At 35.1% G+C, this 20111-nt stretch carries 14 protein-coding genes and 1 pseudogene; 7 read left to right on the top strand and 8 right to left on the bottom strand.

Going from position 1 to position 20111, the window contains the following annotated elements; translation table 11 throughout:
• Window position 1: 1 nt before the first annotated feature.
• From ACEN2H_RS08215 to ACEN2H_RS08245, 7 genes and pseudogenes are all read left to right on the top strand, one after another.
• Window positions 2-1054 (top strand): glycoside hydrolase family 53 protein, encoded by a 1053-nt coding sequence (locus tag ACEN2H_RS08215; protein ID WP_441731850.1) that lies wholly within the window; start codon window positions 2-4, stop codon window positions 1052-1054.
• Between the two features lie 320 nt (window positions 1055-1374).
• Window positions 1375-3800, top strand: a pseudogene (locus tag ACEN2H_RS08220) (DUF4982 domain-containing protein).
• A gap of 918 nt (window positions 3801-4718) precedes the next feature.
• Window positions 4719-5891, top strand: a complete 1173-nt coding sequence (gene galK, locus ACEN2H_RS08225) for a galactokinase (protein WP_441731851.1) — start codon at window positions 4719-4721, stop codon at window positions 5889-5891.
• A gap of 1 nt (window position 5892) precedes the next feature.
• On the top strand, window positions 5893-6942 hold the full coding sequence (locus ACEN2H_RS08230) for a UDP-glucose--hexose-1-phosphate uridylyltransferase (protein ID WP_441731852.1): 1050 nt from the start codon (window positions 5893-5895) through the stop codon (window positions 6940-6942).
• 38 nt (window positions 6943-6980) lie between these two features.
• Complete coding sequence (locus ACEN2H_RS08235) at window positions 6981-9203, top strand: alpha-galactosidase (RefSeq protein WP_441731854.1); 2223 nt, start codon at window positions 6981-6983, stop codon at window positions 9201-9203.
• Between the two features lie 10 nt (window positions 9204-9213).
• Entirely contained in the window at window positions 9214-10227 is a 1014-nt protein-coding gene (gene galE / locus ACEN2H_RS08240) for a UDP-glucose 4-epimerase GalE (RefSeq protein ID WP_441731855.1), read from the top strand.
• Between the two features lie 44 nt (window positions 10228-10271).
• On the top strand, window positions 10272-11936 hold the full coding sequence (locus tag ACEN2H_RS08245; RefSeq protein ID WP_441731856.1) for a sodium/sugar symporter: 1665 nt from the start codon (window positions 10272-10274) through the stop codon (window positions 11934-11936).
• 73 nt (window positions 11937-12009) lie between these two features.
• Here the strand turns inward: ACEN2H_RS08245 and ACEN2H_RS08250 are convergent, their stop codons facing one another.
• From ACEN2H_RS08250 to ACEN2H_RS08285, 8 genes are all read right to left on the bottom strand, one after another.
• Window positions 12010-12996, bottom strand: a complete 987-nt coding sequence (locus tag ACEN2H_RS08250; protein ID WP_441731857.1) for a Gfo/Idh/MocA family protein — start codon at window positions 12994-12996, stop codon at window positions 12010-12012.
• A gap of 35 nt (window positions 12997-13031) precedes the next feature.
• Entirely contained in the window at window positions 13032-13748 is a 717-nt protein-coding gene (locus ACEN2H_RS08255; RefSeq protein WP_441731858.1) for a DsbA family oxidoreductase, read from the bottom strand.
• 187 nt (window positions 13749-13935) lie between these two features.
• Window positions 13936-15306, bottom strand: a complete 1371-nt coding sequence (locus ACEN2H_RS08260) for an NADH-quinone oxidoreductase subunit N (RefSeq protein ID WP_441731860.1) — start codon at window positions 15304-15306, stop codon at window positions 13936-13938.
• A gap of 13 nt (window positions 15307-15319) precedes the next feature.
• Window positions 15320-16762 (bottom strand): complex I subunit 4 family protein, encoded by a 1443-nt coding sequence (locus ACEN2H_RS08265; RefSeq protein WP_441731861.1) that lies wholly within the window; start codon window positions 16760-16762, stop codon window positions 15320-15322.
• Window positions 16763-16771: 9 nt separating this feature from the next.
• Window positions 16772-18655: an NADH-quinone oxidoreductase subunit L gene (nuoL, locus tag ACEN2H_RS08270; protein ID WP_441731862.1), complete on the bottom strand. Its 1884-nt coding sequence runs from the start codon at window positions 18653-18655 to the stop codon at window positions 16772-16774.
• A gap of 6 nt (window positions 18656-18661) precedes the next feature.
• Window positions 18662-18982, bottom strand: coding sequence for an NADH-quinone oxidoreductase subunit NuoK (nuoK, locus tag ACEN2H_RS08275; protein ID WP_441731863.1), 321 nt, complete (start codon window positions 18980-18982; stop codon window positions 18662-18664).
• 1 nt (window position 18983) lies between these two features.
• Window positions 18984-19496, bottom strand: a complete 513-nt coding sequence (locus ACEN2H_RS08280) for an NADH-quinone oxidoreductase subunit J family protein (RefSeq protein ID WP_441731864.1) — start codon at window positions 19494-19496, stop codon at window positions 18984-18986.
• Window positions 19496-20041, bottom strand: a complete 546-nt coding sequence (locus tag ACEN2H_RS08285; RefSeq protein WP_441731865.1) for a NuoI/complex I 23 kDa subunit family protein — start codon at window positions 20039-20041, stop codon at window positions 19496-19498. Before ACEN2H_RS08285 ends, ACEN2H_RS08280 begins: the two co-directional genes overlap by 1 nt.
• Window positions 20042-20111 lie beyond the last annotated feature (70 nt).

The raw sequence follows: 20111 nt of genomic DNA on the forward strand, positions 1-20111 counted from the left end.
TATGATTAAAATCAAAAATATAGGTTTGTTGTTAGGTTGTCTTTTGTTTGTAACTTCATGTAATTCACAAACAAATGAGTATCAGAATTCAGTTCCAGTATCCATTGACACCGGTTTTGTTAAAGGGGCAGATGTTGGTTGGTTGTCACAAATGGAAGCAACAGGATATAAATTTTATGATGCTGCTGGGACTGAAAAAGATTGTCTACAAATTTTAAAAGACAGAGGAATCAACACAATTCGTCTTCGTGTTTGGGTAAATCCATCAAATGATAAGGCAAGTGGACATTGCAATGCAGCAGAAACTGTAGTAATGGCTTTGAGAGCTCAAAAAATGGGAATGCGCATCATGATTGATTTTCATTATAGTGATTCGTGGGCTGATCCTGGAAAACAATTTAAACCCAAAGCTTGGGAAACCCATAGTTTTTCAGAATTGTTGGCAGATGTTTACAATCACACTTTTGATGTTTTGATCGCATTAAAAAAGGTTGGAGTTACGCCAGAATGGGTACAAGTTGGAAATGAAATTCCAGGCGGTATGCTATGGCCGGAAGGAAGTACTAAAAATTGGCCGGAATTAGCACAATTGCTTAATAAGGGATTTGAAGCTACAAAGGCAGTTGATACTAAAATTAAAGTAATCGTTCATCTGGATGAAGGAAATAATAACGAAAAATTCAGATGGTTTTTTGACAGTGCTAAAGAAAATAATGTAAAGTACGATATCATTGGGTTGTCATACTATCCTTTTTGGATTAAGAAAGATTATACGGAAACGATTGTTGATTTAGAAAACAATCTTAAAGATATGGCCGCTAGATATAACAAAGAAGTGATGATTGTAGAAGTGGGAGGTGAATACGATAAAGTTCTAAACACATTTGATATGTTGTCAGCAACAATAAAAGCGGTTAAAAATGTACCCAATAACAAAGGACTTGGTGTTATTTATTGGGAACCACAAGGAGAGAACACTTGGAGTGGATATTCCTTAAGTGCTTGGGGATCTGACGGCAAACCGACTGCAGCTCTGGACGCATTTAAAGAATAGTTTTGATTCGAAAAATTATTAAAACATATAAGTCATGAGAGTTTTTAATTTGAATATAATCAAGTAAAAATAACATTTCATTTAAGCAAAGGTAAATGCCCTTGCAAAGAACTTATAAACTTAGATTTTCTTTTTATCACTAATTTGGCAAACTAGTATTTTTTAACTTATATGACTTATATTTTTAGAATTAAATACTGATTCTTTCAATAGCGTTCAGTATTTGGTGGGATATTGAGAGAAGAAGGGAGCGAATTATAATTACAGTTTTATACTGTATCAGCAATTCATAGATATCTAATAATTAAATAGGTTTATAAATGAAGAAATTAATAACCATTCTTGTTCTTTTTTCAACACTCGCGCAAGTGGCTTTGTCGCAAAAACGGGAGGTTAAGGTGTTAGATACTAATTGGAAATTTCAAAAAGCCGATTTTGAAGAGGCGTATAGAGTAAATTTTAATGATTCGAAATGGGAAACCGTAACCGTTCCGCATGATTGGGCAATTTACGGACCCTTTGATAAAAATGTAGACAAACAGAGTGTTGCAATTGTTCAAAATGGAGAAAATATAGCTACAGAAAAAACAGGACGCACAGGGGCGCTGCCTCATATAGGAACAGGATGGTATCGCAATAAATTCAGATTGCCTAAAGATTTAAAAGGAAAAAAAATAATTTTACTTTTTGAAGGAGCAATGAGCGAACCTCAAGTGTATTTGAACGGTAAAAAAGTGGGAGAATGGGCATATGGTTATAGTTACTTCTATTTTGATGTTTCCCAATTTATAAACGAAGGAGAGAACACCTTAGCAGTAAAGCTAACTAATAAAGAATTTGCTTCACGTTGGTATCCTGGTGCTGGTTTATATCGAAATGTAAGTATTATTATAAAAAATAACGAGAGCATTGACCAGTGGGGGCAGTTTATAACCACACCTTTTATCAGTTCAGCAGTTGCTAAAGTTAATATTAAGACAAAAACTTCTGGAGAAAATAGTCGTTTAGTCACCACTATTTTTGATGCCGAAGGACATAAACTCAATTCAGAGGAATCAGAAATACAATTCGGAAATGAGTTCGATCAAAATATAAAAGTAGAAAATCCAAAATTGTGGAGTCCTGAAACCCCTTATTTGTACAAAGTGGTTTCCCAATTGTATGTTGGTAAAGAACTGAAAGATGCCATTTCAACCTCTTTTGGAATTCGAGAAATAAAATATGAGCCCAATAAAGGTTTTAGCCTTAATGGAAAGGTAACCAAGTTTAAAGGCGTTTGTCTTCACCACGATTTGGGCCCTTAGGAGTTGCGGTTAATAAATCGGCACTACGCAGGCAAATGAAGATATTAAAGGACATGGGGTGTAATGCAATCCGCAGTTCGCACAATTTGCCCTCTTTTGAGCAACTCGAGCTAGCAGATGAAATGGGCTTTATGTTTTTAGCGGAGAGTTTTGATGAATGGACAAAACCAAAAGTGGAGAATGGCTATCATCGATTTTTTGACGAATACGCCGAAAAAGACATCGTGAATTTAGTACAGGCAACAAGAAATCATCCTTCTATTGTGATGTGGAGTTCTGGAAATGAAGTACCTGATCAATGGGGAGAAGCGGGTGTAAAACGAGCTAAATGGTTGCAAGAAATATTTCATAGAGAAGATCCAACACGTCCAGTAACTGTGGGTATGGATCAAGTAAAAGCGACAATGGAATCTGGTTTTGGAGCTGTGCTGGATGTTCCAGGATTGAATTATCGGGTGCATTTATATGACGAGGCCTTTGCAAAATTTCCGCAAGGATTTATTTTAGGCTCAGAGACAGCTTCAACAGTAAGTTCTAGAGGGATTTACAAATTCCCTGTGGTTCAAGAAAAAATGAAACAATATGCTGATTTTCAGTCGTCTTCGTATGATTTGGAAGCCTGTAGCTGGTCTAATGTACCGGATGAAGATTTTGTATTACAAGATGATAAACCATGGGTAATTGGTGAGTTTGTCTGGACAGGTTTTGATTATTTAGGCGAACCGACTCCTTATGATGAAAGCTGGCCATCCCGAAGTTCTTATTTTGGAATTAATGATTTAGCGGGTTTGCCTAAGGACCGCTATTATTTATACCGAAGCCGCTGGAATACCAAGGAATCAACGCTTCATATCTTGCCGCATTGGAACTGGGAAGGCTGTGAAGGGGAGGTTACCCCTGTTTTTGTATATACGAACTACAACAGTGCTGAACTTTTTATAAATGGCAAAAGCATGGGAGTGCAGAAAAAAAATAACAGTAGCCCGCAAAATCGCTACCGCTTAATGTGGATGGGTGTGAAATATGAGCCAGGAACGATAAAAGTGGTGGCTTTTGATGACAATGGCAAGGCAGTTGCTGAACAAGAAGTACATACTGCTGGTAAGCCTTATCAAATAGTTTTAGACGCGGACAGGAAAATAATTACTGCTAATGGCGACGATATATCCTTTGTAACCGTATCTGTAGTTGATAAAAAGGGGATTCCTTGCCCTACGGCAACTAACCAATTAGAATTTAAGGTTACAGGAGCAGGTACATATAGGGCAGCCTGCAATGGTGATGCCACTTCGCTTGAAATGTTTCATAAAGAGACCATGAAACTTTTTAGCGGTAAGTTAGTTGTGCTTGTAAAATCTACAACTACTGCTGGCGCTATGAAGCTCGAAGTAAATGGTGCTGGTCTTAAGAGTGGTAAATTGAATTTAGTATCTACAAAATAAAAATAAAGCTGGATAGGATAGCTCAGCTACATTTTGAGACAAAAAAATTTTAAAAAATAAAATGGCTATAAAAGCTTCGATTAAAATAACGAAACCTATCACTAGAATAGACATTCGAGCAAGTTTAGTATTTATCAGATAGAATTGATTTAAACTAGTAGCTTTATTAACTGGTAGGGTTTATATAATCGGTATAGAGCGATAGGAATGTTTTTAATTCGAATGAAATACTTAGGGTATCTTCTTTAATTTACTTCTTACTTTGGGGAAAACTAGGCTTTTAAAATTGGTTTATAAAATATCAAACTTTTTTTTATTGTTTGAGCAATGAAGTACATGGTATTCCTTTGAAAATGTAAACGCCTTAAAATTAAACAAGGCTTTATTGATAAGGCTTGCAAGACATTTAGGTAATACTATTTGTAAGGAATGTTGGTATTAGTTCTGAGTTTTTTAATCCGGTTTATACCTGATTGGTATTGTATCCTTGTGAAAAGAGGAACTCAAAGAGACTTTGTTTGCGCGCATAGTCTGTCAGTTTTTTATTAATCTAGTTATTTTTAAATATGGTATTTATCTATCTCTATTTTGTCGCTTCATGATTATTTGTATTGCGTTGATTTTCATGATTAAGTAATTTTTGGTGTGACAGAGCAAAAACTGGTAGGTACTGGTATGATAAAATAAATTAATAATTTAAATTTGAATTTCGAATTTCGTAATAAAAGAATTTAAATAAAACACTTTTAGTTTTTTAAACTAAAATATATAGTAGAATTGTTTGGTTTAATGTTAGGTTGTGAGATTATTATTTTTTGTTAATTGCAACTATTATTCTCAAAAATATCAATTATAAATAAACCGATAAAATAACATACGTTTCCGATTGATTATAAAAGGAACACTTACAATTTCTAAATGATGAATGACATTTTAATTAAAAATACAACTGATTTTTATCAGAAAATCTTTGGTTCAAAAGCGGAAAAAATTGTCCTTTCACCAGGAAGAATTAATATTATTGGTGAACACATCGACTACAACGATGGTTATGTTTTACCAGCAGCGATTGATAAAATTATTTGTTTTGCTTTCGAAAAAAACAATTCTAATAAGTCAAGAATAATTGCGATTGATCTTGATGATGAGTTTGAGATTGATATTACGATCGCAATGGAATTAACAGATACTGTTTGGACCAATTATATTCGTGCTGTGATCAATCAATTGAAGATAAACGGATTCGCACTGGAAGGTTTTAATTGCGTATTCAGTAGTAATATTCCTGTGGGTTCTGGTTTATCGTCCTCTGCGGCTTTAGAATGCGGTTTTTTATTCGGAATTAATGAGCTTTTTAATTTGAATATAAAACCAGTAGATATTGCTTTGATGGGACAAAGGGCAGAGCACTGGGTAGGTATCAATTGCGGTATCATGGATCAGTTTTCGAGTGTTATGGGTCTGGAAAATAAAGTTATAAAAATTGATTGCAGGACATTGGAATATGAATACCATAATGCTGATTTTAAGGATTACTCCTTAGTTTTATTTGATTCGAATGTGAAACACGAATTAATGACATCCGCCTATAACGAAAGAAGATTGCAATGTGAAGAGGGACTTGCTATTATAAAAAGTAAATTTCCGGATATAACTAGTTTCAGAGATTGTAAAGAAGAGCATATTTTAGAATTACAAGATGTAATGAGTAATGATGTTTTTAAAAGATGTCATTTTGTAGTAAAAGAAATTAAACGTGTCACCTTAGCTTGTGATGCATTAGACAGCGGAGATATACTAACTGTAGGAAAATTGATGTATGAAACTCATGAAGGGCTTTCTGTTGATTATGAAGTGAGCTGCGCAGAATTAGACTTGATTGTTGACACCCTTAAAAAAGAAGCTGCTGTAGTTGGTTGCCGATTAATGGGCGGTGGCTTTGGCGGTTGTACCATTAACTTAATTAAAAAAGGACATGAAGAGCGAATCAAGAAGCAACTTTCGACCCTTTATTTTGACGCATTTGGAATTGAATTAAAAATTTATGATGTTAAAATCGGAAACGGGACATCACTTTATAATAATAATTAGAATGAAAAATTTCGATATTAACGAAGATCCACACAGACGCTACAATCCATTAATCAATGAATGGGTTTTGGTTTCGCCACATCGTGCTAAACGTCCTTGGCAAGGCCAAAACGAAAAACGTATTACTGGTAATTTACCAGAATATGATTCGACCTGTTATTTATGTCCCGGAAATGTGCGTGCTAATGGGATGGCTAACCCAAACTATGAGGGTTCTTTTGTTTTTGAAAATGACTTTGCCGCTCTAAAACAAGAAGAAATTGCATTTGAAAGCAGTAAAGAAGATACATTTTTCAAAGCGCAACCCGAAAGAGGAATTTCTAGAGTGGTTTGTTTTTCGCCAAAACATAATTTAACCTTGCCAGAAATGCCTGTTGCTGGGATTGAAAATATTATCAGTACTTGGCAAAATGAATATACGGAATTGGGTAATGTCGATTACATCAATCACGTTCAGATTTTTGAAAATAAAGGAAGTGTGATGGGTTGTAGCAATCCACATCCTCATGGACAAATATGGGCGCAATCCTCATTGCCTACAGAAGTTGAGAAGACACAGAATAACCTCAAAGGGTATTATGTTAAACATCAAAGTAATTTATTGCAGGATTATCTGAAAGAAGAATTAAAACTAGACGAACGTATTGTTATTAAAAATGATCATTTTGTAGCATTGGTTCCTTTTTGGGCAATTTGGCCATTTGAAACTATGATAATCAGTACGCGTCATTTTGGAAAAATCACCGATTTTACTGAAACAGAAAAAACGGCTTTTGCTACTGCTCTTAAGGAACTAACCATAAAATATGATAATCTTTTTGAAACATCATTCCCCTATTCTTCAGGAATACACCAGTCGCCAACTGACGGAGAGGAACATCCGGAATGGCAGTTTCATATGCATTTTTATCCTCCATTATTGCGTTCTGCAACTGTAAAAAAATTCATGGTAGGATATGAAATGATGGGAGAATCACAAAGGGATATTACTCCAGAAAAAAGTGCTCAGATGTTAAAAGAGCAATCGGATCTGCATTACAAACAACGCTGAAATTAAATTGAGAATTATTAAATTTAAATAGAATTATTATGAATGAAAAATTAAAATCAGGTTTCCATAAAAAAGGTATTTTTACTTTATTTCTTATGATTAGTTTCATCAGTTTATGGGCTCAAAAAGTGACTATACCTATTGCAACTAATAGTAATATGATGTTGTTACAAACAGATAGTGAAAATCGTTTGATGACCATTTATTTTGGTAAACCTCTTGCTAATGTTGGTGAATTTGCTGCTGCTTCTTCCGCTTATAATTTCAAGGATGAAAATGCTGGGATTTATAATGGTGCTTATACTCCTGCCGGGACTTGGAACCTTTCTGAACCAGCTATTCAAGTGAAACATGCTGATGGGAATCCATCTGTGGAGCTTAAATATGTAAGTCATAAAACGGAGAAAGTAGATGCAAATTCTTCTATTACCAGTATTGTTTTAAAAGATCCCGTGTACCCATTTGAAGTGACTTTGTTTTATAAAGTGTGGCCAAAAGAAAATATAATCGAGCAATGGTCAGAAATAAAACACAATGAAAAAAAACCAGTGCTGTTGCAGAAATTTGCCTCGGCCAATTTGTATTTTACTAATAAAGACTTTTATTTGACTAGTTTTCAAGGACAGTATTTAAGAGAAATGCAACCTATCGAGTCAAAGTTAGAGCAAGGAATTAGAACCGTAGATTCTAAATTAGGTACAAGAGCAATGTTGCTTCAAAACCCTAATTTTATTTTGTCTTTTGGAAAACCCGCTTCAGAAACGGAAGGTACAGTTATGCTTGGGCAGTTGGCTTGGAGCAGTAGTTTTAAATTAGATTTTGAGATTGATTCGTATAAAAATCTTCGCCTGATTGCCGGAGTTAATCCATATGCATCTGAGTATCTTTTGCCCGCCAATCAGGTTTTTAAAACACCTTCTTTCATTTATGCATTGTCTAATAATGGTACTGGTGAAGCTAGTAGAAATCTCCATGATTGGGCAAGGAAATATAGAGTTTTAGATGGCGAGGGAGAACGTCTTACCTTGTTAAACAATTGGGAAGCCACTTATTTTGATTTTGATGAAAATAAAATTGCTGATTTGTTCAAAGGGGCTAAAGATATTGGAGTAGATATGTTTTTGTTGGATGATGGTTGGTTTGGAAATAAATATCCTAGGAATGACGATAAAGCAGGTCTAGGAGATTGGAAAGAAAACGCAAAGAAATTACCTCACGGTTTAGGTTATTTAGTAAAAGAAGCTAAAAAAGAAGGAATTAAATTTGGAATTTGGATTGAACCCGAAATGGTAAATCCTAAAAGTGAGTTATATGAAAAACACTTAGATTGGGTAATTCGTCAGCCAGAAAGACCAGAAGTATACTATAGAAATCAACTAGTACTCGATTTAGCGAATCCAGAAGTACAGGATTTTGTCTTTGGGGTTGTTGATGATCTTTTTGTAAAAAATCCTGAATTGGCATTTATAAAATGGGATTGTAACGCAGTTATTTACAATGCCTATTCAGCTTATCTAAATAAAAAAGGTATTCTGCAGTCAAATTTATATGTGGATTATACTAGAGGTTTGTATAAAGTGCTAGAAAGAATCCGAGCTAAATACCCAAAAGTTCCTATGATGTTATGTTCAGGAGGAGGAGGCCGAGGCGATTATGAATTATTGAAATATTTCACAGAATTCTGGCCTAGTGATGATACCGAGCCAATTGAAAGAATATTTATGCAATATGATTATTCTTATTTCTTTCCTTCCATTACGACTGATAATCATGTGACTGATTGGGGAAAACAACCTTTGAAATTTAGAGTTGATGTTGCCAGTATGGGTAAATTAGGGTTTGATATTGTAGTTAGTCATTTAAGTGATACTGATAAGTTATTTTGCAAAGAAGCGATACAAAACTATGACTCGTTCAAAGATATTGTTTGGCATGGTGATATGTATCGTTTAGTGAATCCTCATGAAAATGATCTTGCGGCGGTAATGTATGTTGATAAGGATAAGAGCAAAGCGGTTGTTTTCAATTATTTAGTTAATAATAGGTTTATGATAACAGCAACGCCACTGCCAGTAGTTTTGAAAGGATTAGATCCAAATAAAAAATATGCAGTTAAAGAGCTAAATATGTATCCAGGTACAACTTCATCAATAGATTCTGGGGCCGTTTTTTCAGGAGATTTTCTTATGAAAGTAGGTTTTAATCCGAATGTTAATTTGAAAAGAACAAGTGTAGTTCTTGAAATATCTGAAGTGAAGTAAAATTATAAAAATGAAAATACTAGTTACTGGCGGATTAGGTTTTATTGGTTCCCATACTGTGGTTGAATTACAAAATGAAGGTTTTGAAGTTGTCATTATTGATAATCTTTCTAATTCGACCGAAGATGTTTTAAAGGGTATTGTTGCTATAACGGGTAAAACGCCTATTTTTGAAAAGTTGGATTTACGAGACAAGGCTGCTGTCCAGGATTTCTTTAAGAAATATACTGATATTAGCGATGTAATTCATTTTGCTGCATCAAAAGCGGTTGGAGAAAGTGTAAGTAATCCCTTATTGTATTACGAAAACAACATCAGTACTTTAATATATTTGCTTCAGGAATTGCAACAAAAGGAAGAGTCACATTTTATCTTTAGTTCTTCTTGTACTGTTTATGGACAAGCTGATGAAATGCCCATTAATGAAAGTGCATCGATTAAACCAGCCATGTCTCCTTATGGGAATACCAAACAAATTGGGGAAGAAATTATTACCGATGTTACAAAAGTAAGCGGCATTACTGCTGTGTTACTGCGTTATTTTAATCCTATTGGTGCACATTCATCGATAGAAATTGGGGAATTACCCGTTGGGGTACCTCAAAATTTAGTTCCTTTTATTACCCAAACAGGAATGGGTTTGAGAAAAGAACTTTCGGTTTATGGGGATGATTATCCAACAATTGATGGAACTTGCGTTCGGGATTATATACATGTTGTTGATTTGGCGAAAGCGCATGTCATTGCATTACAACGATTAGTAAACAAAAATAATTTGGACAAGGTTGAAATTTTTAATCTGGGTACTGGTAAGGGAAGTTCAGTGTTAGAGGTGATTCAAGCTTTTGAAAAAGTAAGTGGTCAAAAATTGCCTTATGCAATTGTTGGCAGAAGAGAAGGAGATGTTGTTTCGGCTTATGCCAATACGGATAAAGCGAATACCATTCTTGGGTGGAAAACAAAATCCACACTTGAAGAAGGGATAGCAAGTGCTTGGGAATGGGAACAAAAGAGTAGGGGTTAATATAATTATTAATTTGAAATACTTCATTAACACAATATAATAGTATGACAACAGAATTTGGGTTTGTAGATTATTTAGTTTTCACTGCTTATGCAGTGCTTATTTTAGGTGTTGGCTTATGGGTTTCGCGCGATAAAGATGGTCATCAAAAAAATGCTGAGGACTATTTTCTTGCTAGTAAATCATTGCCTTGGTGGGCTATTGGTTCTTCATTAATTGCAGCCAATATTTCCGCAGAACAATTCATCGGTATGTCTGGTTCTGGTTTCGCATTAGGATTAGCGATTGCCTCTTATGAGTGGATGGCTGCTTTTACACTGATTATTGTAGGGAAATATTTTTTACCCATCTTTATCGAAAAGGGTATTTATACCATTCCTGAATTTGTAGAAAAGCGATTTTCAACTAACCTTAAAACAATATTGGCTGTTTTTTGGATTGCTTTATATGTTTTTGTTAACCTTACTACCGTGTTGTATCTTGGAGGTTTAGCGATTCAGACAATATTAGGAGTTGATATGATCTATGCCGTAATCGGATTAGCACTTTTTGCAGCAGCTTATTCTTTGTATGGAGGGCTTTCTGCTGTAGCTTGGACAGATGTTATTCAAGTAATATTCTTGGTATTAGGTGGTTTAGTTACTACATACTTGGCATTAAATACCGTTTCTGATGGAGCAGGTGTTTGGCAGGGTCTAAAAACTATCTATGAAGCGGCACCTGATCGTTTTGTTATGATTTTGGATGAATCTAATCCAGAATATATGAATTTGCCTGGAATAGGAGTATTGGTTGGTGGACTTTGGGTTGCAAATATTTATTACTGGGGGTTCAATCAATATATTATTCAAAGAACTTTGGCTGCAAAATCTTTGCGCGAAGCACAAAAAGGAATATTATTAGCTGCATTTTTAAAGATGCTTATTCCTTTCATTGTCGTAATACCGGGTATTGCAGCTTATGTGATGGTAAATGATCCAGCTATTATGGCTCGATTAGGTGCTGCAGCTGCAGACAATTTACCAGGTCTTGGTACTGCTGATAGAGCCTATCCTTGGTTGTTGCATTTCTTGCCTGCAGGTTTAAAAGGGTTAGCATTTGCCGCCTTAGCTGCTGCTATTGTATCTTCTTTGGCTTCTATGTTAAATTCGACTTCAACTATTTTTACAATGGATATTTATAAGCAATACATCAATAAAAATGCAAACGATAAAACGACAGTTAATGTAGGACGCCTTTCGGGTGGAGTTGCATTGTTAATTGCCGTAATCATGGCGCCACTTTTAGGAGGGATTGATCAAGCATTTCAGTTCATACAAGAATATACGGGCGTGGTCAGTCCTGGAATCTTAGCCGTCTTCATTTTAGGATTATTTTGGAAAAAAACAACTAATATAGCTGCTATTTGGGGAGCATTAGTTTCTATTCCTATTGCGATGTTCTTTAAAGTAGGACCAAAATCTTGGGCTGAAGGTAGTGGTTTAGAGTCTATTTTCCCAACGTTGCCATGGATGGATCAAATGGGATATACCGCTATTTTAACAATGCTATTAATTATCGTGATTAGTTTGTTTCAAAATAAAGGGAATAATGATGCAAAAGGAATTTCATTAAATAAAGAGTTGTTTAAAACGAGTCCTCTTTTTAATATTTGTTCCTTTGCTATAATGATATTGATTGTTGTGATTTACGCTATTTTCTGGAAATAAAAGATCTTTTTAAGTCAAAAAAAGTGCAATTAAATTCGTTTAATTGCACTTTTTTTTTCGACTGCTTAGGTTTTTATAATACATTCCCGACAATTTTGTCCATAACCCAGCTTGTATGAGTTGCCGTCTTTCCATTAGATGGATGTTTATTGACAGAGGTGAGGCTTTCGCACATCTTTTGCACATGGTGTAATTGAATGTTTTCTGGGTGTTCTATAAAAAGTCTAGTTTCACCTTCATCATTTCTTAGCAATAGCGGTTCATTTTCGAAGACGGAAAATGTGATTTTCCCTTTACTACCGTATATTTCAACGAGGTCTTCTCTAGTATAAGAACCAAAATTCCAACTCCCGGAACCTGTGATTCCTGATTCATGGAGCCAACTTGCCGATACAGCATCTTTGGCAGAATATAAGCCTTGCTGGTTCAAACTTATTCCTGAAGCTTCCTTTATATCTCCTAGTAAGAAGGTAAATAAATCCAATCCATGACTGGCCAAATCATCAAAATACCCTGCTATTGCAATTTTGGAATCTGTTCTCCAATGATAGCTACCAGAAAGATCCTGACTTGAAGTGGGCTTGCTTAAGTGCCACCTTATATGTCTGACTTCACCAATTTTACCTGAATCAAGCCACGTTTTTATTTGTAAAAAGCGTGGCAAACTACGTCTGTAATAAGCAACAAATAAAGGGATGTTTTTTTCTTTAAAAGTTTCGTAGATTGCTAAGCTGTCTTGATAACTTGGTGACAACGGTTTTTCCACACAGCAGATTTTACCCGCTAATGCTACTTTTAGTCCATAGTATTTATGCGTGTCTGGGGGAGTGGCAATGTAAATGGCATCGACTTCAGGATCATTGATTAAGTCATCGGCATCAGTATAGTACTTAGTTATTCCGTGTCGTTTCGCGTAATCAGCAGCTTTAAGAACATCTCTCCTCATAACAGCTTCAATTTTAAAGCCTTCTGTTTTTTGGTATGCCGGACCACTTTTTATTTCGGTAACATCGCCGCATCCTAATATTCCCCAGCGAATGATTGTATTATTCTTGCTCATGTTTTAAACTTATATCAAGTTAGCTCTTATTATGTCTAGTCACATCCGTCTATTCCGCAACTGTCCCCATCAGTTGTGTTGAGGAGCTTTGGTTTTAAGATAAATTTGCCTTCTTCCCATACTTTTTCTAAAGTTTTCACGAAAGTTTCCACGTGTTGGGCTCCAGACACTGCGTACTTATTGTCAAAAACAAAGAATGGAACGCCTTGAACGCCGATTGATTGTGCTTCAAGAATATCTTCTTTTACTTCTTTTGCGTAAACATCAGATTGTAAAACGGCTTCAATTTCTTTAATGTCTAGTCCTACCTCTAATCCTAACTTGCTTAAGCTTAGTAAATCATTTATGTTTTTACCTTCTGTTAAATAGGCTTTAAACAACAGTTCTTCCAACTCGTCTGATAAGTTGTGTTTCTTAGCTAAATGTAGTAAACGATGTGCATTAAATGAATTGGCCATAACCGCTTTTTCAAAATGAAAATCCAATCCTGAATTTTTGGCGTTTTGCGTCATGCTGTCCATCATTTCCTGGGCCCAGAGTTTGTCTTTTTGGTATTTCGTTGCTAAGTGTTCAACCATATCGTCATCGTCCGATGCAACGAAGCTGGAGTCCAACTGGAAACTTTTCCATTCGATTTCAACGGCATCTTTGTGTTCAAATTGTGCCAGAGCCCCTTCAATTCTTCTTTTTCCTATGTAACAGTAAGGACACATGATATCCGACCAGATTTGTATTTTTAATTTATTTTCCATTGTGTATCTATTTATTGGATTTTCAATTGTTTGTATATACAAATGTAATCAATCTTCTTGGGAACTCTACAGGGTTTATCTTTTAATTGGGAATTGGAAAGGGTACAAAGAACATGGGTTTCTTTAAAAGCAAAAAACCCATCAAAATTTATATTGATGGGTTTTCGTATTGTGTCGTGTTGAATTGTTATGCTAGCAGGTCTAAAACTAAAGAAGGAAATAAACCCAAAGCGATATTCAAAACAATTGCAATTACGGCAACTGCATAAATAACAAAAGGAGTTCCTGTTCTGACTTCATTAGGTTCTTTGGTGTACATCGCCAGAATCAATTTAAAGTAGTATCCTACGCTTATAATTGAGTTTATAACAGCAACTATAACTAAAGCAATATAACCAGCTTGAATCGTTTGATTAAATAAAACCATTTTTGCAAAAAATCCTGCGAATATCGGTATACCAGCCATAGACAATAAAGAGGCAGTTAGGATAGCGGCTAATAATGGGTTAGTTTTTCCTAATCCATGGAAATTTGTGATGTCTTCATTTTCACTGTCCTTACAAACATAAAGAATCACGCTGAACGCAGCGATTCCAGCTAAGGCATAAGCCGAAGTGTAATACAATAAACTTCCTGCAGCATTGGTTACACTTAGCAAAGTCATCAACATAAATCCTGCATGCGAAATACCAGAGTATGCTAACATGCGTTTTACATTAACTTGACGCAACGCCATGATATTACCCACAGTCATTGAAGCCATAGAAATGATTACAACAATAATTTGGAACGAAGCAGATAGGTCTGCGTTCATAACATTCAATAATTTAAATAAGGTTGCGATAGCTACTACTTTTGCTAAAGTACTCATTAAAGCAGTTGTCAAAGCAGGTGAACCTTCGTAGACATCAGGTGCCCAGAAATGAAATGGTACAGCCGCTATTTTGAAAAACATTCCGATTGTCACTAAAACAATCCCAATTGGAAACCAAACTGGTAATTCGGCTGAACGAGATAATTCGCTTATTTCGGTAACATCAAATGTTCCCATAGCTCCATAAATTAAACAAATACCAAACAAGATTATTCCAGAAGCGAAAGATCCCATTAGGAAATATTTCAATCCTGCTTCATTACTTTTGACACTCAATCGGTTGCTTGCCGCCAAAATATATAGTGCAATAGACAACACTTCGATTCCCAAGAAGAACATCGCTAAGTTTCCAAAAGAAACCATGGCTACCGTTCCTGCCAGTAAAAACACTTTTATGGCGATGAAATCGGATATTTTAGTTTGATGGTTTTCATATACTTTATGACTCAAGGCCACTAAGAATATGGTTAATATGATAAACAAACCGGAGAATGCAGTAGAAAACTTATTTACAATAATCATGTTGTTGTAATAAGCTTCTGGAGAATTAAATTCAGATATGTTCAGGCCAAGAACCGCCAATAATCCAATAATTGTTATAGGGACGATTGCTTTCCTTAATTCGATAATTTCAAATAAAAGGCATAAAACACCTAATCCTATTATAGCTATTAATGTATTCATTTTTTTTATTTGACTAGTTAATTCTATTAATTTGAGTTAAAATCTCTTCAAGACTTGGTGTGATCAAGTCCGTAATTGGTTTAGGATACATTCCGAAAAAGAATAATACAGCGAGGATAAGAACCAAAGCAAATCCTTCTTTGAAAGTTACATCAGCAAATACTTTTGTATTTGTTTCTCCCAGCATAGCTTGTTGGTACATTTTCAACATGTAGTAAGCGCCCAAGATAATTGTTGTTCCTCCAAGAAAGGCAAACCAAACATTAACCTGGGAAAGGCTATATAATACTGTAAACTCGCCGACAAAGTTAAAAGTGGTAGGTAATGCTACTGATGCCAAAACTAAAAGCAAGAACATCGAAGCGAATTTTGGTGCTTGTGTACGAATACCGCCCATTTCAGCAATTGTCCTCGTTTCATATCTTCTAAAAATGATTTCAGCGATAAAGAACAATCCAACCACTACAAATCCGTGTGCGATCATTTGTAAAACTGCACCGCGTAATCCATCAATTGTCAGTGTATAAGTTCCTGCTGCAATCAGTCCGACGTGTGCTAATGAAGAGTAAGCCAATAATTTCTTTAAGTCTTTTTGTCTCAAAGCTACAATAGAACCATAAATGACTCCAGCAATTCCAAGGCTAATGAAGATATACATGTATTCTTTTGCTGCCTGAGGAGCGATTGGCAACTGCCAGCGAATGATACTATAAAGCCCCATTTTTAACATAATTCCAGAAAGCAACATTGTACCTACAGCCGGTGCTTTCTGGTACACGTTTGCTTGCCAAGTATGGAAAGGAATAATTGGTATTTTAATAGCGTAGGCTAAGAAGAAGGCCAAGAATATCCATAATTGTTCCGTTGAGGATAAGTTCAATTTGTATAAATCTTCAATCAAGAAGCTTCCTGCTTTTTGATATAGATATATTAATGCAATAAGCATAAACAATGAACCTGCTAGAGTATAAATAAAGAATTTTACCACTGCTTTTTTACGTTCTTCTGTATCACCATTACCCCAAATTAAAGCGATAAAGTAGATTGGGATTAAAGATAATTCCCAGAAGATGTAATATAGTAATCCATCTGCAGCAAGGAAGGTTCCAACCATTGCGAAAGACATAAATAGGATTAACGAATAGAAAGCTTTTGCGTTTTTGTAGTCAGCCCCAAATGAAGTATATATGATTATGGGAGTCAATGCCGTTGTCAATAAAAGCATGGCAATTGATAATCCATCTGCCTTTAAAGCAAATGAAACATTAGGTTGGTTGATCCATTTGCTTAAATAGCTAATGTTTTCGCCCAAATTAAAGTGGTTTAATAATACAATCGAACATCCTAATGCTGATAATCCAAAGAACAAAGCCACTTTTGAAGCCAGTTTGTCACCAGCGATATAAGTTGCAAAAGCGCCAACTAAAAGTATAATTAATATTAGAGATACATTCATGGTATAAAATTATTGAGCTAAAAATAAATAGGTTATGATGGCACAAATGCCTAAAACAAAAGCGAAAAGATAAAAGCCTATGCTTCCGCTTTGTAATTTTTTTCCTTGAAAACCTATTTCGTTGGTTACTTTTCCTAATCCGAAAACTAAAGATGATAAAGTCGTTTCTACGTTATCTCTAAAGAATTTTGACAATCCATTTATTGATTTCACGAAAATGGAATCGTAAATTTCATCAACATAGTATTTATTGTAAAGCACTTTGGCAAAACCAGTGATTTTTTCATCTGCTTCAGGAACGAGGCTCTGTTTGATGTATTTAGAATAGGCAATTCCAATTCCAACTAATCCTCCAATTACTGCAACTAACATCAACATATACTCTGATGTTCCTAAGTGGTGTTCTTCTGTAGCTGCTTTCGTGAATAATGGCGCTAGGTAGCCATTCAACCAACTATTTGTTGGTAAACTTATCAATCCTCCCAAGGTTGCCAGTATAGCCAATACAATTAACGGAAATGTAATGAGGGCAGGACTTTCATGCAAATGACTTTTTTGTCCTGCAGTTCCTCTAAATTCTTTGAAGAAGGTAAGATATAATAAACGGAACATATAGAAAGCTGTCATCAGCGATGCCAATGAAGCGATGAACCAAAGTATTTTGTTGTGCTCAAAGGCGACCATTAAGATTTCATCTTTCGAGAAGAACCCTGAAAAAGGAGGTATTCCTGAAATTGCTAATGAAGAGATTAAGAAAGTTACAAAGGTAATAGTCATAACTTTTTTCAAACCACCCATTTTGCGCATGTCTTGTTCGCCATGTAAAGCGTGTATTACTGAACCGGAGCCCAAGAACAAGCAAGCTTTAAAGAACGCATGCGTAATAACATGGAAAACCGCTACTTCGTAGGCGCCTAAACCTAAGGCCAAGAACATTAAACCTAGTTGAGATACAGTAGAGTAGGCTAGTACTTTTTTGATATCGGTTTGAACCAATGCAATAGTTGCAGCTACCAAGGCAGTAACAGAACCAACAATGGCAATAATATTTTGAACGTCTGGAGCTAAATCAAATAAATAATTCAATCTCGTAATCATGAATATACCGGCAGTTACCATCGTTGCAGCATGTATTAATGCTGAAACTGGTGTAGGACCTGCCATAGCATCTGGCAACCAAGTGTATAATGGAATTTGTGCTGATTTACCACAAGCTCCAATGAACAAGGCAAAAGCGGCTGCAGAAATCCAGTACATATTAAGATCTGTAGCTCCTGAGATTGCTGTTTTTAAAGTATCATAATCTAGTGTAGAAAACAAAGAACCTATGATAAAGATCCCGATTAACAATCCAAGATCTCCTATTCTGTTCATGATAAACGCTTTCTTGGCTGCGTCATTAAACTCTTGGTTTTTATGCCAGAAGCCGATAAGAAGATAAGAACAAAGTCCAACACCTTCCCAACCGATGAACAATACCAATAGGTTACTTCCAATCACTAAAGTGATCATAAAGAAGATAAACAGGTTCAAATAAGCAAAATACTTATGCATATTTTCATCATCACTCATATAGCTGATCGAGTACATATGAATTAACGAACCAATTCCTGTTACAAACAGTAACCATAAAATTGATAATTGATCTAATAGAAAACCAAATTCGACTTTGAAATTGCTGATTTGAATCCAATCAAATAAAGAAATACGTATGGGTTGTTGCGTTTGGTTAATCTGCATGAAAAAATAAACAGAAGCTGCAAATGAAACTACGACAGTAAGTGTTCCTATAATTCCAGAAGCTGATTTCCCAACACTTTTGCCGAAGAAAACATTAAATAAAAACCCTAAAAAAGGAGCTAATAATAAGAGTAAAGTTAAACTTGTATCCATTGAAATTTATCCTTTTAAGTTTTTTAAATTATTGATGTCAATCGAACCTAAATTTCTAAATATCGAAACTAGAATGGCTAACCCTACGGCGACTTCGGCAGCAGCCACAGCCATGGAAAAAAACACAAAAATTTGTCCTTGTGCATCTTGGTGATATGTTGAAAAAGCAACAAACAAGAGATTGACTGCATTAAGCATGATTTCGACCGACATAAATACGATGATTGCATTTCGTCTGTATAACACTCCAAAAACCCCAATACTAAAAAGTATCACAGAAAGGAAGATATAGTTTTCGATTCCTATTTCATTTAAAATATTGTTCATTTTATTTTTCTGTTTTTTCTTTTTTAGACAATAGAACAGTTCCAATCATTGCCACTAATAGCAATATTGATGCAAATTCGAAAGGAACCATGTACTCGTTTAAAAGTACTTTCCCTAAAACTTTTATAGATTGGTAATCCTGACCAGTAAAATCATATGCTCCAGTGATTGGTTTAGAGTTCATGAAAACGGCAAGTAACACAAGAGAAATCAAACAAAAAGAAACGATAGCGCCTAAACGTGTGATTCTTGGTTTGTGAACTTCATTTTCTTTATTTAAATTCATTAACATGATGGTGAATAAAAACAGAATCATAATCGCTCCTGAGTAAACAATGATATGAACTATAGCTAAAAATTGAGAGTTTAACAGTAGGTAATGTCCAGCAATTGAGAAGAAACAAACGACAAGATAAAGTGCGCTGTGAATAGGGTTCCTGCTAAAGATTGTTAAAAAGGCAGTCGCCAAAGTAACTGCAGCTAAAAAACAAAATATGATTAGTATTGTTGACATTAGTTAGCGTTTTTAAGTTGTGCATTTTTCATTGCGATATCTAAAGGCATGACTAGTCTATCTTTTCCATAAATAAAATCTTCTCTTTCGTAACTTGAAGCAACTAATTCCTTAGAGGTTGTTAAATAAACAGCATCTTTTGGACAGGCCTCCTCGCACAATCCACAAAATATACAACGTAACATATTAATTTCATATATAGACGCGTATTTTTCTTCCCGGTACAAATGTTTTTCTTCTGGTTTGCGTTCTGCTGCTGTCATGGTAATTGCTTCTGCAGGACATGATAAAGCGCATAATCCACAAGCGGTACAGTTTTCTCTACCTTGTTCGTCACGTTTTAATTGGTGTTGACCACGGTAAACTGGACTCCGCTCACGAACCTGTTCAGGGTATTGAATTGTAACTTTTCTTGTAAACAAGTGTTTAATTGTGATGATCATTCCCTTGACAATCGCAAGTAGGTACATTCTTTCTAAAAAAGACATCTCTTTGTGAGAGACTAATTTTTTTCGTCCAGATAAGGATATGGTTTCTATCGACATTTTTTATTTTTTTGAAGCTATTTCTGTTTTTCGTTAAAGTTCATCTTAGTAAAGTAAGCAAGATGCATTT

The organism is Flavobacterium sp. W22_SRS_FP1, assembly GCF_052113685.1.
In the GTDB taxonomy this organism is placed as follows: Bacteria; Bacteroidota; Bacteroidia; order Flavobacteriales; family Flavobacteriaceae; genus Flavobacterium.

Bases quoted from the DNA above. Each gene is read 5' to 3' on its own strand.
- ACEN2H_RS08215 (WP_441731850.1), top strand. From the start codon at position 2: ATGATTAAAATCAAAAATATAGGTTTGTTGTTAGGTTGTCTTTTGTTT.
- galK (WP_441731851.1), top strand. From the start codon at position 4,719: ATGATGAATGACATTTTAATTAAAAATACAACTGATTTTTATCAGAAA.
- ACEN2H_RS08230 (WP_441731852.1), top strand. From the start codon at position 5,893: ATGAAAAATTTCGATATTAACGAAGATCCACACAGACGCTACAATCCA.
- ACEN2H_RS08235 (WP_441731854.1), top strand. From the start codon at position 6,981: ATGAATGAAAAATTAAAATCAGGTTTCCATAAAAAAGGTATTTTTACT.
- galE (WP_441731855.1), top strand. From the start codon at position 9,214: ATGAAAATACTAGTTACTGGCGGATTAGGTTTTATTGGTTCCCATACT.
- ACEN2H_RS08245 (WP_441731856.1), top strand. From the start codon at position 10,272: ATGACAACAGAATTTGGGTTTGTAGATTATTTAGTTTTCACTGCTTAT.
- ACEN2H_RS08250 (WP_441731857.1), bottom strand. From the start codon at position 12,996: ATGAGCAAGAATAATACAATCATTCGCTGGGGAATATTAGGATGCGGC.
- ACEN2H_RS08255 (WP_441731858.1), bottom strand. From the start codon at position 13,748: ATGGAAAATAAATTAAAAATACAAATCTGGTCGGATATCATGTGTCCT.
- ACEN2H_RS08260 (WP_441731860.1), bottom strand. From the start codon at position 15,306: ATGAATACATTAATAGCTATAATAGGATTAGGTGTTTTATGCCTTTTA.
- ACEN2H_RS08265 (WP_441731861.1), bottom strand. From the start codon at position 16,762: ATGAATGTATCTCTAATATTAATTATACTTTTAGTTGGCGCTTTTGCA.
- nuoL (WP_441731862.1), bottom strand. From the start codon at position 18,655: ATGGATACAAGTTTAACTTTACTCTTATTATTAGCTCCTTTTTTAGGG.
- nuoK (WP_441731863.1), bottom strand. From the start codon at position 18,982: ATGAACAATATTTTAAATGAAATAGGAATCGAAAACTATATCTTCCTT.
- ACEN2H_RS08280 (WP_441731864.1), bottom strand. From the start codon at position 19,496: ATGTCAACAATACTAATCATATTTTGTTTTTTAGCTGCAGTTACTTTG.
- ACEN2H_RS08285 (WP_441731865.1), bottom strand. From the start codon at position 20,041: ATGTCGATAGAAACCATATCCTTATCTGGACGAAAAAAATTAGTCTCT.